This is a genomic window from Afipia felis ATCC 53690 (genome assembly GCF_000314735.2).
GTDB classification, from domain to species: Bacteria; Pseudomonadota; Alphaproteobacteria; order Rhizobiales; family Xanthobacteraceae; genus Afipia; species Afipia felis.
The window spans coordinates 335,401-354,353 of the sequence record NZ_KB375270.1 but is presented as its reverse complement, the minus strand read 5'-3'; the positions used below and the strand labels follow the sequence as shown (position 1 = coordinate 354,353).

At 59.9% G+C, this 18,953-nt stretch carries 18 protein-coding genes; 9 read left to right on the top strand and 9 right to left on the bottom strand.

The features are described 5' to 3' along the window. Nucleotides 1–3 precede the first annotated feature (3 nt). Nucleotides 4–1,914, top strand: coding sequence for an alkaline phosphatase family protein (locus tag HMPREF9697_RS01840; RefSeq protein WP_002715440.1), 1,911 nt, complete (start codon nt 4–6; stop codon nt 1,912–1,914). 80 nt (nt 1,915–1,994) lie between these two features. On the opposite strand, the gene HMPREF9697_RS01835 is transcribed toward HMPREF9697_RS01840, so the two are convergent. After that, nucleotides 1,995–2,591 carry a hypothetical protein gene (locus HMPREF9697_RS01835; protein ID WP_002715439.1) on the bottom strand — a complete coding sequence of 199 codons (597 nt, stop codon included), beginning with the start codon at nt 2,589–2,591 and terminating at the stop codon, nt 1,995–1,997. 367 nt (nt 2,592–2,958) lie between these two features. Between HMPREF9697_RS01835 and HMPREF9697_RS01830 the strand changes: the two genes are divergently transcribed. The 3 genes from HMPREF9697_RS01830 (at nt 2,959) to HMPREF9697_RS01820 (ending at nt 6,945) form a co-directional block, all read left to right on the top strand. After that, on the top strand, nt 2,959–3,618 hold the full coding sequence (locus HMPREF9697_RS01830) for a peroxiredoxin (protein WP_002715438.1): 660 nt from the start codon (nt 2,959–2,961) through the stop codon (nt 3,616–3,618). Between the two features lie 104 nt (nt 3,619–3,722). Beyond that, nucleotides 3,723–5,180 carry a cryptochrome/photolyase family protein gene (locus HMPREF9697_RS01825; RefSeq protein WP_002715437.1) on the top strand — a complete coding sequence of 486 codons (1,458 nt, stop codon included), beginning with the start codon at nt 3,723–3,725 and terminating at the stop codon, nt 5,178–5,180. Nucleotides 5,181–5,343: 163 nt separating this feature from the next. Continuing rightward, nucleotides 5,344–6,945 carry a S10 family peptidase gene (locus HMPREF9697_RS01820; RefSeq protein WP_002715436.1) on the top strand — a complete coding sequence of 534 codons (1,602 nt, stop codon included), beginning with the start codon at nt 5,344–5,346 and terminating at the stop codon, nt 6,943–6,945. Between the two features lie 19 nt (nt 6,946–6,964). Here HMPREF9697_RS01820 and HMPREF9697_RS01815 read toward each other — a convergent pair whose 3' ends face one another. Beyond that, on the bottom strand, nt 6,965–7,864 hold the full coding sequence (locus HMPREF9697_RS01815) for a DMT family transporter (protein WP_002715435.1): 900 nt from the start codon (nt 7,862–7,864) through the stop codon (nt 6,965–6,967). 110 nt (nt 7,865–7,974) lie between these two features. On the opposite strand from HMPREF9697_RS01815, the gene HMPREF9697_RS01810 reads away from it, so the two are divergent. Both HMPREF9697_RS01810 and HMPREF9697_RS01805 read left to right on the top strand, forming a co-directional pair. Next, on the top strand, nt 7,975–9,102 hold the full coding sequence (locus HMPREF9697_RS01810) for an S-(hydroxymethyl)glutathione dehydrogenase/class III alcohol dehydrogenase (protein WP_002715434.1): 1,128 nt from the start codon (nt 7,975–7,977) through the stop codon (nt 9,100–9,102). An 81-nt stretch (nt 9,103–9,183) separates the two neighbouring features. Further along, nucleotides 9,184–9,825 (top strand): MliC family protein, encoded by a 642-nt coding sequence (locus HMPREF9697_RS01805; RefSeq protein ID WP_002715433.1) that lies wholly within the window; start codon nt 9,184–9,186, stop codon nt 9,823–9,825. A gap of 1 nt (nt 9,826) precedes the next feature. Here the strand turns inward: HMPREF9697_RS01805 and HMPREF9697_RS01800 are convergent, their stop codons facing one another. After that, nucleotides 9,827–10,273: a hypothetical protein gene (locus tag HMPREF9697_RS01800; protein WP_002715432.1), complete on the bottom strand. Its 447-nt coding sequence runs from the start codon at nt 10,271–10,273 to the stop codon at nt 9,827–9,829. 274 nt (nt 10,274–10,547) lie between these two features. Between HMPREF9697_RS01800 and HMPREF9697_RS01795 the strand changes: the two genes are divergently transcribed. Further along, nucleotides 10,548–10,814 carry a PilZ domain-containing protein gene (locus HMPREF9697_RS01795; RefSeq protein WP_002715431.1) on the top strand — a complete coding sequence of 89 codons (267 nt, stop codon included), beginning with the start codon at nt 10,548–10,550 and terminating at the stop codon, nt 10,812–10,814. Between the two features lie 13 nt (nt 10,815–10,827). Here HMPREF9697_RS01795 and HMPREF9697_RS01790 read toward each other — a convergent pair whose 3' ends face one another. The 4 genes from HMPREF9697_RS01790 to HMPREF9697_RS01775 form a co-directional block, all read right to left on the bottom strand. Next, nucleotides 10,828–11,634, bottom strand: coding sequence for a family 1 encapsulin nanocompartment shell protein (locus HMPREF9697_RS01790; RefSeq protein WP_002715430.1), 807 nt, complete (start codon nt 11,632–11,634; stop codon nt 10,828–10,830). Next, nucleotides 11,627–12,685, bottom strand: a complete 1,059-nt coding sequence (locus tag HMPREF9697_RS01785; RefSeq protein WP_002715429.1) for a Dyp-type peroxidase — start codon at nt 12,683–12,685, stop codon at nt 11,627–11,629. The genes HMPREF9697_RS01790 and HMPREF9697_RS01785 overlap by 8 nt, the downstream gene beginning before the upstream one ends. Before the next feature lie 196 nt (nt 12,686–12,881). After that, complete coding sequence (locus tag HMPREF9697_RS01780; RefSeq protein ID WP_002715428.1) at nt 12,882–13,148, bottom strand: hypothetical protein; 267 nt, start codon at nt 13,146–13,148, stop codon at nt 12,882–12,884. A gap of 63 nt (nt 13,149–13,211) precedes the next feature. After that, nucleotides 13,212–13,721 (bottom strand): thioesterase family protein, encoded by a 510-nt coding sequence (locus HMPREF9697_RS01775; RefSeq protein ID WP_244597850.1) that lies wholly within the window; start codon nt 13,719–13,721, stop codon nt 13,212–13,214. 300 nt (nt 13,722–14,021) lie between these two features. On the opposite strand from HMPREF9697_RS01775, the gene HMPREF9697_RS01770 reads away from it, so the two are divergent. Then, the gene (locus HMPREF9697_RS01770; RefSeq protein WP_002715426.1) at nt 14,022–15,377 is read left to right on the top strand and encodes a metal-dependent hydrolase family protein; all 1,356 of its coding nucleotides are present in this window, start codon (nt 14,022–14,024) and stop codon (nt 15,375–15,377) included. Between the two features lie 72 nt (nt 15,378–15,449). Here the strand turns inward: HMPREF9697_RS01770 and HMPREF9697_RS01765 are convergent, their stop codons facing one another. Beyond that, a complete protein-coding gene (locus HMPREF9697_RS01765) occupies nt 15,450–15,659 on the bottom strand; it encodes a hypothetical protein (RefSeq protein WP_002715425.1) in 210 nt (69 codons plus the stop codon). Nucleotides 15,660–15,782: 123 nt separating this feature from the next. Then, entirely contained in the window at nt 15,783–16,811 is a 1,029-nt protein-coding gene (locus tag HMPREF9697_RS01760; RefSeq protein ID WP_002715424.1) for an AI-2E family transporter, read from the bottom strand. A gap of 198 nt (nt 16,812–17,009) precedes the next feature. Between HMPREF9697_RS01760 and HMPREF9697_RS01755 the strand changes: the two genes are divergently transcribed. Then, complete coding sequence (locus HMPREF9697_RS01755) at nt 17,010–18,791, top strand: metallophosphoesterase family protein (protein ID WP_002715423.1); 1,782 nt, start codon at nt 17,010–17,012, stop codon at nt 18,789–18,791. Nucleotides 18,792–18,953 lie beyond the last annotated feature (162 nt).

Below are 18,953 nucleotides of genomic sequence, written 5' to 3'. Positions count from 1 at the left end.
TTCATGCGCGCCCGCGTTTCGCTGCCGCTCGGCCTTGCCGTTGCCGGCCTGCTCTCCGCCCTGCCGTCCGCAAGCCATGCCGCCAACGCCACGCCGCACAATTTGATCCTGTTCGTGCCGGACGGCCTGCGGGCGCTGAAGGTTACCCCGGAAACCGCACCGGCAATGGCGGCGCTGCGGGACGCGGGCGTGAACTTCAAGAACCCCCATTCCCTGTTCCCGACCTTCACCATGCCGAACTCCTCGGGGATGGCGACCGGCCATTATCTCGGCGACACCGGCGTCTACAGCAACACCATCTATTCCGGCTATCCAGTCGGCGCCGCGCATGGATCGATGACGCCGTTCCTGGAGAACGATCCGGTGCTCGGCGATGTCGACGACCATTTCGGTGGCAACTATCTCAACGAGGAAACGATCCTCGCGGCCGCCCGGCGCTCCGGTTTCTCCACCGCCGCAGTCGGCAAGCTCGGCCCGACCCTGATGTTCGATCATACCGAACGCAGCGGCGCGAAGACGATCGTCATCGACGACCAGACCGGCGCGTCTAAGGACGGCAAGGATCTCGGCATTCCGCTTTCCGACGAGATCAAGAAAGCCCTCGAAGCCGCCAACCTGCCGGTGAAAGCACCCACGCGCGGCGAGAACGGCAAGGCCGGCAATTCCGATAAGCCCGGCACCACCGTCGCCAACGTCGATCAGCAGCAATACTTCACCGACGTGGTGACCAAGGCCGTGCTGCCGATGTTCAAGGCGCGCAACAAGCCCTTCGTGCTGGTGCTATGGTCGCGCGACCCGGACGGCACGCAGCACAACCAGGGCGACAGCCTCGGCAAGCTGACGCCGGGCATCAACGGCCCGACCTCGCTCGCCGCCATCAAGAACGCCGACAACAACCTCGCCCAGCTACGGCAGGCGCTGAAGGACCTCGGCCTCGAGGACTCGACCAACATCGTCGTCTCGGCCGACCATGGGTTCTCGACGATCTCGAAGGAAAGCACGACCAGCGGCGCCGCCAACGGCGAATATAAAGACGTTCCCAAAGGCCAGTTGCCGCCTGGCTTCGTCGCGCTCGACCTCGCCAAGGCACTCGATCTTCCGCTCAACGACCCCGACAACAAGAACCAGCCGGTCGCGGCAAACACCTACCCCCACCTCGGCAACGGCCTGATCGGCAAGAACCCCGCCAAGCCCGACGTGATCGTGGCGGCCAATGGCGGCTCGGACCTGATCTACATTCCCGGCACCGGCAAGAAGGGCAAAAAGCCGAACAAGGCATTGGCGCGCAAGATCGTCGCCGCATTGCTGAAACAGGACTATGTCAGCGGTCTGTTCGTGCATGACGAGCTTGGCCGCATTCCCGGCACGTTGCCTCTCTCCGCGATCAATCTGAAGGGCGCAGGCGCGACGCCGCATCCGGCGATCGTCATCAACTTCCGTTCCTACGCTACCGATTGCGGCGATCCACTGCTGTGTGGCGTCACTGTCTCAGACACCCGCCTGCAGCAAGGTCAGGGCATGCACGGCAATTTCAGCCGCGCCGATACCATGAACTTCATGGCTGCGATCGGTCCCGACTTCAAAACCGGCTATGTCGACACGCTGCCCGCCAGCAATGCAGACGTCGGCATGACCATCGCGCAGATCCTCGGCCTGCGCTCGACCGCCAACGGCGGACTGATGGGGCGCGTGCTTTCGGAAGCGATCCCGAACGGCATCACGCCCAAGGCTGCCGTCACCAGCCGGCTGATCTCAAAGCCCAGCGATAACGGGTTGCGGACCGTGGTGCAGTATCAGCGCGTTCTCGGCCAGCGCTATTTCGATGTCGCGGGCTTCCCCGGCCGCACGCTCGGGCTCGACCCGATCGACACCGCAGACAAGTCGGACCGGAAGCACGCCAACGCAACGCGCTGATCGCCCTGCCCTCTCAAGCAAATCGCCGGACCGCTGCAGCGGTCCGGCGATTTTTTGTCTCCGAAATTCGGATGCGAGGCTCAGGTCGCGAGATCGATCACGCTCGGGAGCGCAGCCACCAGCGGCAGCGTCGCGGCTCCGATCAGGCAGGCCGCAACCAGGGTCTTCAACACGCGGTTGCTGCGGCGCTTGCCGCGCATCTGCGTCGCGATCCATTCCAGCACTTCGACATTGACGCCCACCGCAGTGGTCGGCGCCCAGCTCTCGATCGCGGTACCCGGCTGCAGCGCGACCGAGCGCGGCGGCACCGGCAAGCCCGAAGCAGCTGCGGCATGATGAACCACGGCCTTGGCGAGGAGATCGTCGAACAGACCGTCATCGGAACGGTCAGCGGCAGCTTCGCCGATCTGGAAAAGCGTCTCTACCTCGGCGCGGCTGACCGGAAGGTCGCGCACGCCGGCGGCGGTCAGAATGCGGGCGCACCAGGCGGTGTCGTCGGCATCGAGCGAGCGGGAGAAGTGAATGCGACCCAGCGTGGTCGGCCCTTCGCCGGTGATGACCCCATCTCTCACCATGTGCAGCGCACTGATGGCGGATGCACGGGCGGCTTCGTCTTGCAGGGTCTCAACCTGACGGATGAGTTCGGAGAGATCGGCGGGGCTGTCCTGGATAGACATGTTACTAACTCACTGAATACGTCCGTAGCATTTGCTCACGGAGTTTAACGTTGTCTTAATGAACGGTCGGGCGACCATTCATAGTGCGCCGGGCTTGCGTTTTGGTCACACTCACCGGCGGCAAGGTTCATTCTCCCGATCGAATAGGCGCGCGTGGGGCACCGCCGGGGCGGTTTCGCGGCATTTTAGTTAATTCACGGGAACGTGCCTTCTCCTATCGCGTAAATGAACAGAACGTTCATGTCGCCGCAGGTGGCGCGCGGAGAACGTTATCATCCTTTTCGCCACAGTATTTTCGCGTTGCGTGCGTGGGCCTATATTCGCCGACGAAACCCACGACAAACCACAGAAAGGCAAGGCTAAAATCATGGCACTTCAAATAGGCGCGACCGCTCCCGACTTCGAAGCCGACACGACGGAAGGTCACATTCATTTCCACGACTGGATCGGCAATCACTGGGCGCTCCTGTTCTCACACCCGAAAGATTTCACGCCGGTCTGCACCACCGAACTCGGCGCGCTCGCCCGCCTCAAGCCGGAATTCGACAAGCGCGACGTCAAGCTGATCGGACTGTCGGTCGACCCGGTGTCCAACCACAAGCTCTGGGGCGATGACATCAAGGACGTGGTCGGCGTGGCTCCGAACTATCCGATGATCGGCGATACCGATCTCAAAGTGTCCAAGCTCTACAACATGCTCCCCGCCGACACGCAGGGCACCTCGGACGGCCGCACCGCAGCGAACAACGCCACTGTGCGTAACGTGTTCGTGATCGGTCCGGACAAGAAGATCAAACTGGTTCTGGTCTATCCGATGAGCACCGGTCGCAACTTCCAGGAAATCCTGCGCGCGATCGACTCCCTCCAGCTCACCTCCAAGCACAACATCTCGACGCCTGCCGACTGGAAGCAAGGCGAGGATGTCATCATCAGCGGATCGGTGTCCGACGACGATGCGAAGAAAATTTATCCCAACGGCTGGAAGTCGCCGAAGCCGTATATCCGCATCGTGCCGCAGCCGAAGTAAGCGGCCTCTCACGGACTCAAAAAAAGGAGCGCTCTGGCGCTCCTTTTTCATTTCTGGCGCGTTAATAAAGGTGATCTCCTCATTCCCCCACAATCTCCTTATTCATGAACGCCTCCACCCAACCTGTCATCGTCTGGTTTCGCGACAACCTGCGCCTGTCCGATCATCCCGCCCTTGTCGCAGCGAGGGAGGCCGGAGCGGCTCTGGTCTGCCTTTACATTCTCGACGACACGCATACCGGCAAAGGCGGCAATCGATCACTCGGTGCGGCCACGCAATGGTGGCTGGCGAGCTCGTTGCGCGCTCTCGACACCGATCTGAAAAAGCGCGGCCAGCATCTTGTCCTGCGCAAAGGCGATGCGCGCGCCATTCTGCCGCGCCTTGCCAAGGATACTGGTGCTCTGGCCGTTTTCTGGATCGATAGCGAGATACCGGCCGAAGCTGCGAGAGCACAGGACACAGCGGAAGCGCTGCACGAGATCGGCGTGGAAACGCATATCAGCCCAAGCGATCTGCTCGCGTCACCGCCCAGCATCCGCAACAAGGAAGGCAATGGCCTTCGTGTGTTCACCCCGTTCTGGAAGCGTGTGCGGTCGCAGGGCGATCCGCCCCGCCCGCTCCCTGCCGTTCGAAAGCTGCCGCCGCCGGTCGCATCCGTCAAAAGCGAAAACCTTAAAGACTGGAAGCTCGAACCTACGCACCCCGACTGGGCGGGCGGCCTGCGCGAGACATGGACGCCCGGCGAATCCGGCGCGCATCGACGGCTGAATGATTTTCTCGATGAAGCGATCAAGGGCTACGCCATCGGTCGCGATTTTCCCGGCCGCGATCACGCCTCGCATCTGTCGCCGCATCTGCGTTTCGGCGAGATTTCTCCCCGGCAGGTGTTTCACGCCGCACGCTTCGCCGCCGAGCAGCATCCGGCGCTGTCCCGCGACGTTGAAAAATTTCTCTCCGAACTCGGCTGGCGGGAATTCTGCCGCCATCTTTTGTTCGACCATCCCGATCTGCACCGGCGCAATCTGCAATCGTCCTTCGACGATTTTCCGTGGCGGAGGGATGCCAAAGCGCTACGAGCGTGGCAGCAAGGACGCACCGGCTATCCCATCGTCGATGCCGGGATGCGCGAACTCTGGCACACCGGCACGATGCAGAACCGCGTCCGGATGGTGACGGCCTCGTTTCTGGTGAAACATCTGCTGCTCGACTGGCGCGAGGGCGAAGCATGGTTCTGGGATACGCTGGTCGATGCCGATCCCGGCAGCAACCCCGGCAACTGGCAATGGGTCGCGGGCTGCGGCGCGGATGCAGCACCCTACTTCCGTATCTTCAATCCCATCCTGCAGGGCGAGAAGTTCGATCCTGACGGCGCGTATGTCGCGAAATGGGTACCCGAGCTTGCGAAGCTGCCGCCCGCGCTCATCCACAAGCCCTGGGATGCCACGCCGCTGGAGCTTGCGGCAGCGGGCGTTACGCTCGGGAAAACCTACCCGGAGCCGATCGTCGATCACAAAGCTGCACGCGAACGTGCGCTGGCAGCCTACAGGAAAACCAAAACCTAGCCTTCTGCGCACGGGACTGACTTCATAACCGACTAGTGATGGCCGGTCCGCGAATTCCTGTTGCCAAGGCACCCACCCTGACACAGCTTCATGTGCAATCGCGGTATTGCGGATCGGGCCGGTATCGCGACCGTCGTATCGAAGGGAAAGCAAGGAGGCAGCAATGGCTCTCGCGTTCTCGACGTCGCGCTCGGCAACAATCGCTGCCGCATTTCTGACGCTGCTGGTGGCAACATCTGCTGACGCGCAGGAAGCGTCTCAGCCACCACTCGCAGCGTCTTCCGCTCCGCCACCTCCTGCAGCGGCGCCTCCATCGAGCCAAAAGGCGGTGAAGGGAGGTGCTGACCATGCGGGCAGCCCCCAGCCAGCCTCACCGGCCATTGCCGGGCAAAATCGCCTGCCGCCCAATTCCACGACGAAGCAGACACTCACTCTCCCCGGCCGCACCCTCGCCTTCAAAGCCACCGCAGGTTCGATCCGCATTTTCGACGCCAAGAGCGAGCCAGAAGCCGATATCGCCTTCACCTCGTATCAACTCGATGGCGCCGATCCCATCACGCGCCCGGTCACCTTCATCTTCAACGGCGGGCCGGGTGCGTCATCCGCCTGGCTGCAATTCGGCAATCTGGGCCCCTGGCGTGTGGGGATGAGCGGCGACGCTCTGAGTCCGTCCGCCTCGCCCGATCCTCAACCCAATGCCGACACCTGGCTTGACTTCACCGATCTGGTTTTCATCGATCCAGTTGGCACGGGCTACAGCCGTTTCGTGTCCACAAGCGATGACGTGCGCAAACGGCTCTATTCGGTGGATGGCGATATCTCGGCGCTTTCGGTGGTCATCCGCCGCTGGCTGGAAAAATCGAACCGCCTCGTCTCGCCAAAATTCGTCGTCGGCGAAAGCTATGGCGGCTTTCGCGGGCCACGCATCGTACGCAACCTGGAGATTGACCAAGGTGTCGGCGTGAAAGGTCTCATCCTGATTTCGCCGGTATTCGATTTCCGCGAATTCTCAGGCTCCAGCCTTCTGCAATATGTGGCGAGCCTTCCGACCATGGCCGCAGTTGCGCGGCAGGCGAAGGGGCCTGTCAGCCGCGCTGACATGACCGATGTCGAAAAATATGCATCAAGCGATTTTCTGCTCGATCTGGTCAAAGGCGAAACCGATACCGCTGCGACGAACCGCATCGCCGACAAGGTCGCAGCCCTTACCGGAATCGATCGGGAGGTCAGCCGCCGGTTGGCTGGCCGCTTCGACGTCCTCGAATTCCGCCGGGAATTCGATCGCAAGAACGGCAAGGTGACAGGACGCTACGACGCATCGATCCTTGGCAATGATCCCAACCCGGATTCCAGCTTCTACCGTTTCGGCGATCCGTCACTAGAGCCATTGATTGCACCGCTCACCAGCGCTGCGGTCGATCTCTATACGCGCAAGCTCAACTGGCGGCCGACGGGCTCCTACCACCTGCTCAACAATGCAGTCGCGAAAGCCTGGAATTTCGGCCAAGGCCCCAGCCCGGCGAATTCAATCGAGCAACTGCGGCAGATTCTCGCGCTCGATCCGAAACTGCAGTTGCTTGTCGCGCACGGGCTGTTCGATCTCGCGACGCCGTATTACGGCTCCAAGATGGTCCTCGATCAGCTGCCCGCCTACGCCACGCCCAATCGCGTTAGGCTCGTGGTCTATCCGGGCGGACACATGTTCTACTCACGCGATCCCTCGCGACAGGCGCTCCGCACCGAGGCCGAGACGATGATAAAATGAAACAGGATGCCGTTGTGGTCTAACTCCCCGGCGAAACCTCGGGCTTCGGCGTCGGCTTGTTCACCAGAAACACGCCGGCCGCGCAGATCGCCATGCCGACGACGCCAAGTTTGTCCAGCCGCTCATCGAACAGCACGTAAGCCATCAGCGCCGTGGTCGCAGGCACCAGATAGAACAGGCTCGCAACCTGCGTCGCCGCCGAGCGGCGGATCAGCCAGTACAGCACGCTGATCGAACCAATCGACAACGCGACCACGAGCCAACTCACACCAAGGATGAATTCGGCGGTCCAGTGCACCACCCGCGTCTCGAACAGACACGCGCCGATGGCGTAGACAGTGCCGCAGGTCAGATACTGGATCGTATTGCCGGTGCGCCAGTCGATCCGTCCGCAGAAACGCTTCTGATAAAGCGTGCCTATGGTGATGCTGACGAGCGCCACGCAGGTCGCGAACCATCCCCAGCCAATGTCTCCCGACATCGGACGCGAGCGCAGCACGAGCAACACGCCAGCGAGACCGAGCAAAAGTCCGCCCCATTGCAGCAACGTGACGCGCTCGCCGAGGAAGCGGTTGGCAAGCGTCGATGTCAGGATTGGCTGCAGACCGGGGATCAATGCCGACAGTCCGGCCGGCACGCTAAGATAGATCGCAATGGTGACGCCGCCGAGATAGAAGCCGTGGACCAGAAGGCCTGCGACTGCGCTGTGCGCCGCCTCGCGCAGGTTCGGCCATTTCGGACGCCAGATCGCGATGATGATCGCAAGCAGCGCCGAAACATAGAACATGCGGATGGTGAGAAAAGTCAGCGGCTCCGCGCCCGAGACGGCATATTTCGTGCCGATGAAGCCGGAGCTCCACAGCACCACAAATACCGCTGGCGCGACGCGCGCGGCCAGATCATCCGATCTCTGATTCATTTGCCGTTCTGATTGCCCGAACCTATGCTGGGAGGCAATCAGCCAAATTGCGGGGGCGTGCTGCGCTCGCGTAACAAAAACGTCACCTACCACTTCAAGGATCATTCGATATGGACGTTCGCGCCGCCCTCGCCATTGCCGCCGGCAAGCCGCTTGAAATCACCACCGTGCAACTCGAAGGCCCGCGCGAAGGCGAAGTCATGGTGGAAATCAAGGCGACCGGCATCTGCCATACCGATGAATTCACGCTCTCAGGCGCCGACCCCGAGGGGCTGTTTCCCGCGATCCTCGGTCACGAAGGCGCGGGCATCGTCGTCGATGTCGGCCCCGGCGTCACCAGCGTGAAGAAGGGCGACCACGTCATTCCGCTCTACACGCCGGAATGCCGCCAGTGTCCCTCCTGCCTCTCGCGCAAGACCAACCTCTGCACCGCGATCCGCTCGACGCAAGGTCAGGGCCTGATGCCGGACGGCACCTCGCGCTTCTCTTATCAAGGCAAGCCGGTGCATCACTACATGGGCACCTCGACGTTCGCGAACTACACTGTGCTCCCCGAGATCGCAGTAGCTAAAATCCGCGAGGACGCCCCCTTCGACAAGGTCTGCTACATCGGCTGCGGCGTCACCACCGGCATCGGCGCGGTCATCAACACGGCCAAGGTCGAACCGGGCGCGAAGGCCATCGTCTTCGGCCTCGGCGGCATCGGCCTGAACGTGCTGCAGGGCCTGAGGCTCGCGGGCGCCGATATGATCATCGGCGTCGACATCAACAACGACCGCAAGGCCTGGGGCGAACGCTTCGGCATGACGCATTTCGTCAACCCCAAGGAAATCGGCAAGGACCTCGTTCCCTACCTCGTCGACATGACCAAGCATGGCGCGGACCAGATCGGCGGCGCGGACTACACGTTCGACTGCACCGGCAACGTCACGGTGATGCGGCAGGCACTGGAAGCCTGCCACCGCGGCTGGGGCCAGTCGATCGTGATCGGCGTCGCGCCCGCGGGCGCGGAGATTGCAACGCGCCCGTTCCAGCTTGTCACGGGCCGCGTCTGGAAAGGCACGGCGTTCGGCGGCGCGCGCGGCCGCACCGACGTGCCGAAGATCGTCGACTGGTACATGCAGGGCAAGATCCAGATTGACCCGATGATTACCCACGTGATGCCGCTTGCCGACATTAACAAGGGATTCGAGTTGATGAAGACAGGCAAGTCGATCCGCGGCGTGGTGACGTTCTGATTGCCTGCCGTCAAGACGCAGGCTGTCACGATAAAAACAGGATGCGCGAATTAAATGCTAGGATCGCCACAGGACAAAAGCATGAAGCCTGCCCTTGCCCTCTCGGTTGTCACGGCCCTCTCCTGGTCCCTCTATATCTCCCCCGTTTCTGCGCAGCCTGCGCCTCTTCAGGCTGGCTTCGATTGCGCCAAGGCAAATGCGCCGATCGAGAAAACGATCTGCGGCGATAAAACTCTTGCGATGCTCGATCGCGAAGCCACGCGCCTGCTCACGCTGGCGCGCGAAGACGCCGGCGTCTCGCAGCCGAACATCCTCAAAGATCAAGACATCTGGATCAAGCAGCGCAACGAATGCCTGTCCTCCACCGACAAGGAACGATGCCTTGCGGACTCCTATGTCGGGCGGATCAGCGCCTTGCGTTCGGATTCGCGGGCTGCACGAGCGGCGAAAGGTGGAATGAGCCTCGGTCCGTTCAACGCCGCATGCCAAGGCGACAACGTTTCGCTCACCGTGGTGTTCGTGAACAGCAGCCCCAGCTTCGCCTATGTCGCCGGCCGGAAAGACAACGTCGTGCTGAAACAGGCCTTGTCGGGATCCGGCGCGCGCTACGAAGCGCAATATCCGAAAGGTCAGGCGCGGCTGTGGAATAAAGGCGATACCGCTCAGATCGCCCTGCCCGGCGGCAAGGACATGACCTGCAAGCTGACGCCTGTAGCGGATTAGATCAGAAATCTTCCGGGCACGGATCGGCGATCTTCCATAGATCTGGTCCGTTCTTGATTTTCTTCATGGTGGTGGTGAGGCCACCGTTGCGGCGGAGCCAGTCCTTCACCGGTTGCGGATAATAAGACATCAACTCCGACGTCCCCTCCGTGCTCGTGACCTTGATGCCGAAGGTGAAGGACTTGTCGTAATAGGCCTGATGCAGGCCGATGCTGGCGCGCGGCGTCACGCAAATCTTGCTGTTTGGCACAATCCCGAACACCAGCGTGCAGGCGGAATTGCAGACGCCGTCGATGACGACGCGTTCGCCGTTCGCGCGGATGCGCTCGTACTTCGCCTTGTATTCCTCGACATAACCGCCGTGGTCACGCGTGATACGCAACGTCGCATGCGCAGGCGCAACGCCTGCGGCAACGACCGCCAAAACGAGAAACGACAGACCACGCATCGAGAAAACGAATCCACCCCGCCGTGCAAACGCCACGGCAAATGACGACAGGACTCTGGCGGGAGTGTGTTTGTATTCCGTTAATCATGCAGAACGGTCGCACAGGCAACAGGGCAATGAAAACGCAGGAGAAATCCCTGCTTTTGGCCAAGGCGCACCGGGTCATGCTTAACAAAAGGTATCCGAGGCACCGATGAACCCGGCTTTTCGATCAAATTTTCCGAAAGTTCCAGGTGCTATATCTCCGCCTGCTCGAAGGACAAGAGAGGGATCGATGGGCGTTTTCAAACGAGAATCGCGCAAGACGCGTCACAAAACGCAGCTCGGTGTCTGGCTGACGCTTGACGGTGGCTTTGCCAAGCGACCGTGCACAGTGATCGACCTTTCCGCCACCGGCGCCCGCCTGTCCGTTCAGAACGGCGGCAAGCTCGGCAGCAAGATCGCCCTCGCTTTGACCAAGGATGTGCGCAAGCTCACACCCTGCCGTCTCGTCTGGCAGCGCGGCGACGAGATCGGCGTCGAGTTCGTTCAGGCGATCTGAGCGACCCGAGCCCTTATTTCCCTGCAGGACCGAGAACCACGACGGCCTCGGACGTCAGCATCTGGAACGTGAAAGTCCCCTGCAGATAGAGGTCGATCACCGTGCCGGAATGGCTGAGGTAACCGATCGAGATGTCCTGCCCGATATCCAGTTGAAAATCTCCGCCGCGGGTCGTGAGCACGAACCCGCCCTTGATAGCGGGCGCCCAGATGATTCCGCCATCCACCTCGCGCTCGATATGATGGAGGATCGGATACCCATCATCACTTCCGCCAGTGGCCGCCGTGTAGGCGTCCGCGCCGAGCACAAGGGCATACGGCCCGTTGACCCCGGCCAGACGCAACCGGCTCACTGCCTGCGCAACGGCACCGGGATAACCTTTGGCATTGGCCGGGAGCGCGACCGGCGCATTGCTGGCACCCTCGCGAATTCCCTGAATCCCGGCAGCAGTAAAACCGTCGAAGACCGCGCGATCTTCCGCAAAGGCGATCTTGCGCGCCGCCTCTTTTACAGGCGACCAGTCTGAATCCTCCGCACCCCGATCCACGTCATCGACCGCCTGCCGCGTAAGCTGGAAAGGAACGCGCAGTTCGACGAACGCCTTGACCTCGCGCTGTCGCGTCTCCACGCCATCTCCCGGGCTTTTGATCTGCTTGAGATGGCCAGTGCCAACGGCCGAGACATCGAAGCCCTTGGGGCCGACGACATCCACCACGCGGCGCGCCGCCAGATGGCGTTTGAGCGTACGCGAGGCTTCCTGTTCGATCTGCTCCCATGCTTCATCGGAAATGGGCGCGAGCTGCCGGTGGAGATTATTCATGTCCTGCCTCTTTCTTCAGGGATCCGATGCCGAGTGAACCGTCGCTCGAGCGCGCAAGCGGCGCAGCCTCCTCGGGCTGTTTCTCGTCGATATTGGCAACTGGCTGCGTCGCGGGGTCGACATCATCCAGGAAGGTCGCTGTCGGCACGAAGAACAAACTACCCGTCACCGCCCGGCTGAAATCCAGCAGATGATCGTAGGTGCCTGGCGGATTGCCGATGAACATATTCTCCAGCATCTTCTCGATGCGCTGCGGCGACCGGGCATAGCCAATGAAATAGGTGCCGAACTCGCCTTTGCCCACCTCGCCGAACGGCATGTTATCGCGCACGATCTGAAGCTGCTCACCATTCTCTTCGATCGAGGTGAGAACATTATGCGCATACGGCTTCTTCACTGAATCGGGCTGCTCGATATCGGAGAGCTTGTGCCGGCCGATGATGTTCTCCTGCTCCTCGACAGGCACCTTGTTCCACCGCTCCAGGTCATGCAGATATTTTTGCACGATCACATAACTACCGCCGGTAAAATCGGAATCTTCATCGCCCACGAGCGTGGCGGCTTCGGCGGCCTGCCCCGCCGGATTTTCGGTACCGTCGACAAAGCCGATCAGATCGCGGTCGTCGAAAAATTTAAAGCCATGCACCTCGTCCGCCACCGAAACCGCGCCGGCGAGCCGGGACATGATGTGCGTGGCAAGCTCGAAGCAAAGGTCCATGTTCGCCGCACGGATATGAAAGAGGATGTCGCCGGGCGTTGAGACCGCCGTATGCACCCCGCGAATTTCGCGAAACGGATGCAGGTCCTTCGGCCTCGGCGCACCGAACAGCCGGTCCCACGCCTCGGAGCCGAACCCCATGATGCAGGATAATTGTCCGTTGAGATTGCGGAACCCGACGCCGCGCAGCAGGCTGGAGAGATCGGCGCACAGGCCACGGATCGTCCCATCGGCCTCCGCTCCCGGATTGATCGTCACAACCATGAATATCGCCGCGCGCGTGAGCCTTGAGGCAACCGACTGCGATACGGGGGGCGGCAGGCTTGAAACCATATTCGATCCGATCGGTATCCTTATCCCACTCACGACCGGATCGACGAACGATACGGGCCAGCACCATTGTAATTGCGCGACAAGGCCGGATACCAGCCCTAACCTTCATTCACAGCGACTGGGCAACCTTCATACCTTATCCGGGTAATGGGATTGCAGAGACAGGCCGTGAAGTCACCGCGCCACAGCCTATGTCCTAATCCATATCCCGAAACGCATGGCCGCTGGCGGCGACGCCTTCCAGAACGCTCGGAGGCAGTAAATCCCGTGCCGCAGTGCCGTCGAATACCCAGTCCTGTTTATCGGCGAGATCGGGCAGCCCGGCACCTTTGCGTACGTAGAGCCCGATGGCTGGCTTCTTGGCATTGATGTACAGATCGTATTCTTCCATCGCGTCAATCTTTCTGGTTGCAGAACCAAACCGCTGCCGGGCAGTACTTGGCTTGCCCGGTTCGGCGATCATTGACGTATCGAATGAGCAGCATACCAATTCAGGCATTGAACGACAGCCGGAATCCAGCCGCCCTTAACTTTCGCTCTTTCGATTGGCCCGCGATTGTGCGCGCTTTGCCTCCAGACGCTTTTCGATGCGGGCAAGATCGACCACCATCCGTTCGTGCATGCCCTTTCCTATTTCTTCGGTTTCGTCACGTGCCGAAACGGCAAACACGATCCGGCGCCCCTCGACATGCGTGACCTCCGCATACGCCGTCACGCGCTGCCCAGCTGGCGTTGCCGCGAGATGCCGGACATCAACGACGGTTCCGACGGCACTCTCGCCCGGCTCCAGATAGGCACGGATCGCATTGAGCGCAGCATTCTCCATCGCCAGGATCATCATCGGCGTCGCGAACACCGGCGGCAACATCGGATCCTTGAACTGGCTTGCCAAGTGCTGGGACGTCACCTCCAGCCCGAAGCGCCCTTTAGCGCCTATCGGTATATCCTTCATTGCGATCACCTCCTGCGTTCGACCGAGGCACTTTATCGTTGCCCCAGGATGGAGTTCATCCCGACATTCGACATCGTACTGCATTGAAACAGATCACCGCATTGCACATCATCCGCATCATTTGAGGCAAACTGCGGATGTAGGTACGGACTTTTCCTGCTTGGGCAAATTCGCGTCCGCCGTCGACTTGACGCGGAAACGCCAGGAACATGTCCTTCATATGCTCGTGATTGCGGATGTTCGCCCATTGCACTAGTCTTTCCCGATCGAATTCTGCAGATCAATCTGCTGGACGATCAGCTCATTTTTCGATCTCCGGAATGCCGAACGACAGGATTAAGTTCTCGATGAGATAGTTGCAAACGAACACACGGAGTTACAGCCATGGCTTTTAAATTCGGGTCCATCGCCGCCGCCGTGTTTTTGGGTTCAGCAACAATCCTCTCGCCCGATGCTTATTCGCAAACCGCTTCGCAGCCGAGCACGACATTATTCCAGAACGTTCGCATCTTCGATGGCAAGGGCTCCTCCCTCTCGCCTCCCTCCAACGTCCTCGTCAAAGGGAATATCATCGAGCGCATCTCGACTGCGCCAATCGATGCCGAGCCCGGCACGACAGTGATCGCTGGCGGCGGGCGAACTCTGATGCCCGGCCTGATCGATGCTCACTGGCATGCCATGCTGATACGCTTGACCCCGGCACAATCAATCGGGGGAGACGTCGGATACAACAACATCATTGCTGCCGATGAGGCGACCGACACCCTCATGCGCGGGTTCACCACTGTGCGCGACGTCGGCGGCCCGTCATTCGGACTCAAAAGAGCCATTGACGAAGGTGTGGTCAGAGGCCCTCGCATCTACCCATCCGGCGCGATGATTACCGTTACCAGCGGGCATGGAGATTTTCGGCAACAGTCCGACCTGCCCCGCAGCATGGGCACGCTGACGCGCATGGAACTGATCGGCGGCGCCATGGTTGCCGACAGCCCCGATGAAGTGCGCCTTCGTGTCCGCGAACAGCTGATGCAAGGTGCTTCGCAGATCAAGCTGACAGGTGGCGGCGGCGTGTCGTCGCCTTTCAGCCCGATCGACGTGGTAACTTTTACGGAGCCGGAACTTCGCGCCGCTGTCGAAGCCGCGGAGAATTGGGGTACCTATGTCACCGTCCACGCCTTCACACCCAGAGCTATCCAGATTGCCGTCGCCGCTGGCGCAAAATGCATCGAGCACGGCTTCCTGATGGACGATGCGACAGCACGCCTGCTGGCGGAGAAAGGAATCTGGCTCAGCCTGCAACCGTTGCCGGAAGAAATGCGGGAAGGCTTTCCGGAAGGATCAGTGCAGCGGGAAAAGGCAGACGAGGTCTGGCCCGGAATTGATGAAACCTACCAGTTGGCAAAAAAATACAAGCTCAAGACAGCGTGGGGCACCGATGTGCTTTTCTCGCGCGAACTGGCCCAACGCCAGGGAGCGATACTCGCTTCGCTTGTCCGCTGGTACACGCCTGCCGAAACATTGGCGATGGCGACCGGGACCAATGCCGAACTGCTCTCCATGTCCGGCAGGCGCAACCCTTACCCCGGCAAGCTCGGAGTGGTCGAGCAAGGCGCACTCGCCGATCTGTTGCTCGTCGACGGAAACCCGCTGGAGAACATCAATCTCATCGCCAATCCGGACAAGGATTTCCTGATCATCATGAAGGACGGCAAAATCTACAAGAACACGGTGCCGAAGTGATATTCGGCTCCGCGTCATTCGCGCAGCAACCTTGCGGACGTTCTATCGCAATGCTCGCTTGCGGGCGATCAGTTATCGCGTGGGCCCGGCCTCATTTCGGCGAATGATTTTCAGCGCTAGCAAAATCGCACCGGCGACGAGAACCAGAGTGCCGAGAACCACAAAGCCTGTCGAATCCGTGCTTATGCCTGCGGCCATCACGATAAAACCCAGGACGACGAGTAAAAGACCACCGAGTTTTTTAACGAGAAGAATCGAGCCTTCGTCCGTTTGAACAGCCATAGCGATCGCTCCCTTTATTGCATTATCGAGATCCCGTTACCTGACTGAACCCGTTTACTCCTGCGATAACCCAATTATTGGACATTGTTTCCATCCTCAGCCCGGCTCGAGATTGCCGACACCTCACCCCGCCGGCTCCGGCTCGCCAAACAGCTCAAAAATCCATCTGCCGGATGGGTACATTTCGCAGAATGTCAAAAGCGCGATGGTGATCGGAACACCAATAAAGGCCCCGAAAATTCCCCAGAGATAGCTCCAGAAGAACACCGAGAAGAGAACGACCACAGGCGAGATCGCAAGCGCGCTACCGGCAATACGCGGCTCGATATAGCTGCCGACGACGAACTGGATGAGGTTGAGACAGCCAAAAAGCAGTATCACCGTGTACCACGATGAGAACTGCGTCATCGCAAACAGGGTCGGAAACAGGGTCGCAACCAAGGGCCCCAGAAAGGGAATGTAGTTTAGCGAGAACGCAATGAGTCCCCACTCTTCCGCAAGCTGCAAGCCGACAACCTTGGCGAAGCACCAAACCAGCAGGCCGGTAACCACGCTCATCAAGGTTCTGACGATCATATAGCGGCGAATCTTGATCGCGGTCGCGGCGCTTGCCTGTAAAAGAACCCGACCTGTATCGCCGCCACCCATGCTGCGCAGCTTGCGTTTGAAATCCTCGACTTCAAGCAATCCAAGGACCACATAGATCAGGACGACGAGCCAGAAGCTCACTGTGGTGTTGAGGCGGGTCGTAATCGTCTGAGCGAAGCGCAACACCCAGCTGACATTGAACGTTTCCGACCAAACACCGGCAAGCGCCACCCCATGGCCTTCAAGCCAGATAACGGCTTGATCGTAAAATATCTGGAATCGCCCGGCATCGCTGACAATCCAGCGCCCGACACGGGTAAAGGCCCATCCGATCAGAGATCCGAACGCGAGAAATACAAACACCATGGCCAGAACGCTGATCGCCAGCGCGACAAGCCGGGGCATGACGGACTGGAGCAGCAGCTGCAGAGGCCAGATCAGCGCAATGATGAGGAGTGCAAACGCAACCGGCGTAAAGACCGAGCTGGCGGTCGATAGCGCAGCAATCACAACAACCACAGCGATCAAGACGATCGCCACCTGATAAGCTCGCGTGCCCCTCATGTACGCTCACCGAACAGCCGCGCCTTCAAACACTCTCTACAGTCCGCGGCGCCAGGTAAAGGGGGAAATCAGAGCAACGCCCACTCCAGATACATCAAATTCTATCGAATGGAGCGGCGACAGGCCTGCGAATGTCTTGAAGCTCTTGGAAGCTTCAAATTTTCAAATACACTGAGGCCTTAATCGCTGGATTGTACCATGACCGAACCGCCCGCTGAAATCGACGGTTCTTCAATGCAACATCTCATCGATCCTCGATTGGGAGATGCCGAAGATGACTTTGCAAGTCCAAAGAAGCGCTCATTATTTGCCATCGCCGGAGCTCTTCTGACCGAAATCAGTTTTGCGAAGCTGTTTTTTGCATGCACAATCTCTCTTGGTTTACCCGCCATCTTTCTGGGGTTTGCACCTCTGGCTGTCAGCGCATGGGTGACAAGCGTATCGGCCAAGGTACTGGCCCTGACAGAAGTAAGCGCCGTCATTATTCTTGTTGTCACACTCTGCGTTGGGTGGCTGGCGTGGCGCCCACTTTTAAGGACCGCGGAAGAAAGTTTTTGGTCGCTTAACGCCCTGCTCGTGCAGCCTTGCTACATGCTGGGCACCGAGACGCTGCGGCATCTCAACGAGCGCCTTTTTGATAAAAACAGAAAGCAGATTACATCCACAAAACTCCGTGCAGCGAGTTCCGCAGTAGCGGGCGTCCTCATGTTCTTGCTCGGCCTGCTTATCGTCAAAGCAATATGGCCTGCATCTCGCTGGGTCGGAACGGCCGGTGATCTGTTGCTGCCTCATCATCTGATCGTGCCGACGATTGCGAACGCCGCCATTCTGATCTCCGCCTACTTCGCCGTTGTTTCCCTGCTGCGCGGGTTTTCCGACGCCCGCACGGAGCACCCCCTTACGCTGGATGTTTACGACACCGCACCGGCCGGAAGCCGGATCTGGCGCGTGGTGCATCTGACGGACATCCACGTTGTCGGCGAACACTATGGATTTCGCATTGAAAGCGGCAGGGCCGGCCCTCGCGGCAATGAGCGCCTGCAGCAGCTTCTCAAAGATCTGGCGGACCTCCACGAGGCCGAACCGTTCGACCTAATACTGGTTACCGGTGACGTGACAGATGCCGGACGCGCGAGCGAATGGGCGGAATTCTTCGACTACATCGAACGCTTTCCCGAACTCGCCAAACGAATGGTTATCGCGCCGGGAAATCACGATCTGAACATCAGCAGCCGTTCGAACCCCGCGCAAATCGATCTTCCCTTCAGCAGCCGAAAGCTGTTGCGGCAGGCGCGGGCACTGTCGGCCATGAATGCCGTTCAAGGTGAGCGCGTTTACCTGACGACGGACCGCAACAAGCATGGGAAGACCCTGCGGGAGGCCATCGCTCCGCACGAAAAATACATTGCGAAGCTAGCTGAGGGAGGCGGCATCCGCGCCTCGCTTCATCTCAAGGATGTGTTTCACGACATGTTTCCGATGATCGTGCCACCATCCGATCCAAACAGCCTCGGCATTGCCATCCTCAACTCCAACGCCGAAAGCCATTTTTCCTTCACCAATGCCCTGGGCTTTGTCTCGGTTGAACAAACTCAGCGGCTGCTGTCGGCGCTCAAGCAATATCCCGCAGCCGGCTGGATCGTCGTGCTCCACCATCACGTGCAGGAATATCCAAAGCAGGTCCCGTTTTCGATAAGGATTGGTACGGCACTTCTCAACGGCAGCTGGTTCATTCGCAAATTGAGGCCTCATGCATCGCGCGTTGTGCTGATGCATGGTCACCGTCATCTGGATTGGGTCGGAACGTTCGGTACCCTGAGAGTGGTATCCGGCCCCTCGCCCGTTATGAATGCAACTACGGGCAACCCAACATGCTTTTACATTCACAAACTTGTCACGGGACGAGGACGAATTCGGCTGATGCAGCCTCAACAGGTGAGTGTACCCGACCCCTCCACCGGAACAAAGAATCGAAAATAGCAATTGTTGGAGCAACTTCAGAGCAATCGATCGCCCCATCTTGGACCCGGCGTCATTGTATCGTGGCAATCCCTTCTCAAAGCGAACGGCAGCGCGCACTGCTTGCCGTTCCAAGAAAGCCGCACTAGTCTCGAAGCGTCCACATCGCTGTCGTGCCAGCAA

What these genes read in the sequence shown, in the direction of transcription:
- HMPREF9697_RS01765 (WP_002715425.1), bottom strand. Translation starts at nt 15,659, where the DNA reads ATGGCTGTTCAAACGGACGAAGGCTCGATTCTTCTCGTTAAAAAACTC.
- HMPREF9697_RS01775 (WP_244597850.1), bottom strand. Translation starts at nt 13,721, where the DNA reads ATGCAGTACGATGTCGAATGTCGGGATGAACTCCATCCTGGGGCAACG.
- HMPREF9697_RS01815 (WP_002715435.1), bottom strand. Translation starts at nt 7,864, where the DNA reads ATGAATCAGAGATCGGATGATCTGGCCGCGCGCGTCGCGCCAGCGGTA.
- HMPREF9697_RS01790 (WP_002715430.1), bottom strand. Translation starts at nt 11,634, where the DNA reads ATGAATAATCTCCACCGGCAGCTCGCGCCCATTTCCGATGAAGCATGG.
- HMPREF9697_RS01830 (WP_002715438.1), top strand. Translation starts at nt 2,959, where the DNA reads ATGGCACTTCAAATAGGCGCGACCGCTCCCGACTTCGAAGCCGACACG.
- HMPREF9697_RS01795 (WP_002715431.1), top strand. Translation starts at nt 10,548, where the DNA reads ATGGGCGTTTTCAAACGAGAATCGCGCAAGACGCGTCACAAAACGCAG.
- HMPREF9697_RS01810 (WP_002715434.1), top strand. Translation starts at nt 7,975, where the DNA reads ATGGACGTTCGCGCCGCCCTCGCCATTGCCGCCGGCAAGCCGCTTGAA.
- HMPREF9697_RS01805 (WP_002715433.1), top strand. Translation starts at nt 9,184, where the DNA reads ATGAAGCCTGCCCTTGCCCTCTCGGTTGTCACGGCCCTCTCCTGGTCC.
- HMPREF9697_RS01760 (WP_002715424.1), bottom strand. Translation starts at nt 16,811, where the DNA reads ATGAGGGGCACGCGAGCTTATCAGGTGGCGATCGTCTTGATCGCTGTG.
- HMPREF9697_RS01825 (WP_002715437.1), top strand. Translation starts at nt 3,723, where the DNA reads ATGAACGCCTCCACCCAACCTGTCATCGTCTGGTTTCGCGACAACCTG.
- HMPREF9697_RS01800 (WP_002715432.1), bottom strand. Translation starts at nt 10,273, where the DNA reads ATGCGTGGTCTGTCGTTTCTCGTTTTGGCGGTCGTTGCCGCAGGCGTT.
- HMPREF9697_RS01780 (WP_002715428.1), bottom strand. Translation starts at nt 13,148, where the DNA reads ATGATCGCCGAACCGGGCAAGCCAAGTACTGCCCGGCAGCGGTTTGGT.
- HMPREF9697_RS01835 (WP_002715439.1), bottom strand. Translation starts at nt 2,591, where the DNA reads ATGTCTATCCAGGACAGCCCCGCCGATCTCTCCGAACTCATCCGTCAG.
- HMPREF9697_RS01820 (WP_002715436.1), top strand. Translation starts at nt 5,344, where the DNA reads ATGGCTCTCGCGTTCTCGACGTCGCGCTCGGCAACAATCGCTGCCGCA.
- HMPREF9697_RS01785 (WP_002715429.1), bottom strand. Translation starts at nt 12,685, where the DNA reads ATGGTTTCAAGCCTGCCGCCCCCCGTATCGCAGTCGGTTGCCTCAAGG.
- HMPREF9697_RS01770 (WP_002715426.1), top strand. Translation starts at nt 14,022, where the DNA reads ATGGCTTTTAAATTCGGGTCCATCGCCGCCGCCGTGTTTTTGGGTTCA.
- HMPREF9697_RS01755 (WP_002715423.1), top strand. Translation starts at nt 17,010, where the DNA reads ATGACCGAACCGCCCGCTGAAATCGACGGTTCTTCAATGCAACATCTC.
- HMPREF9697_RS01840 (WP_002715440.1), top strand. Translation starts at nt 4, where the DNA reads ATGCGCGCCCGCGTTTCGCTGCCGCTCGGCCTTGCCGTTGCCGGCCTG.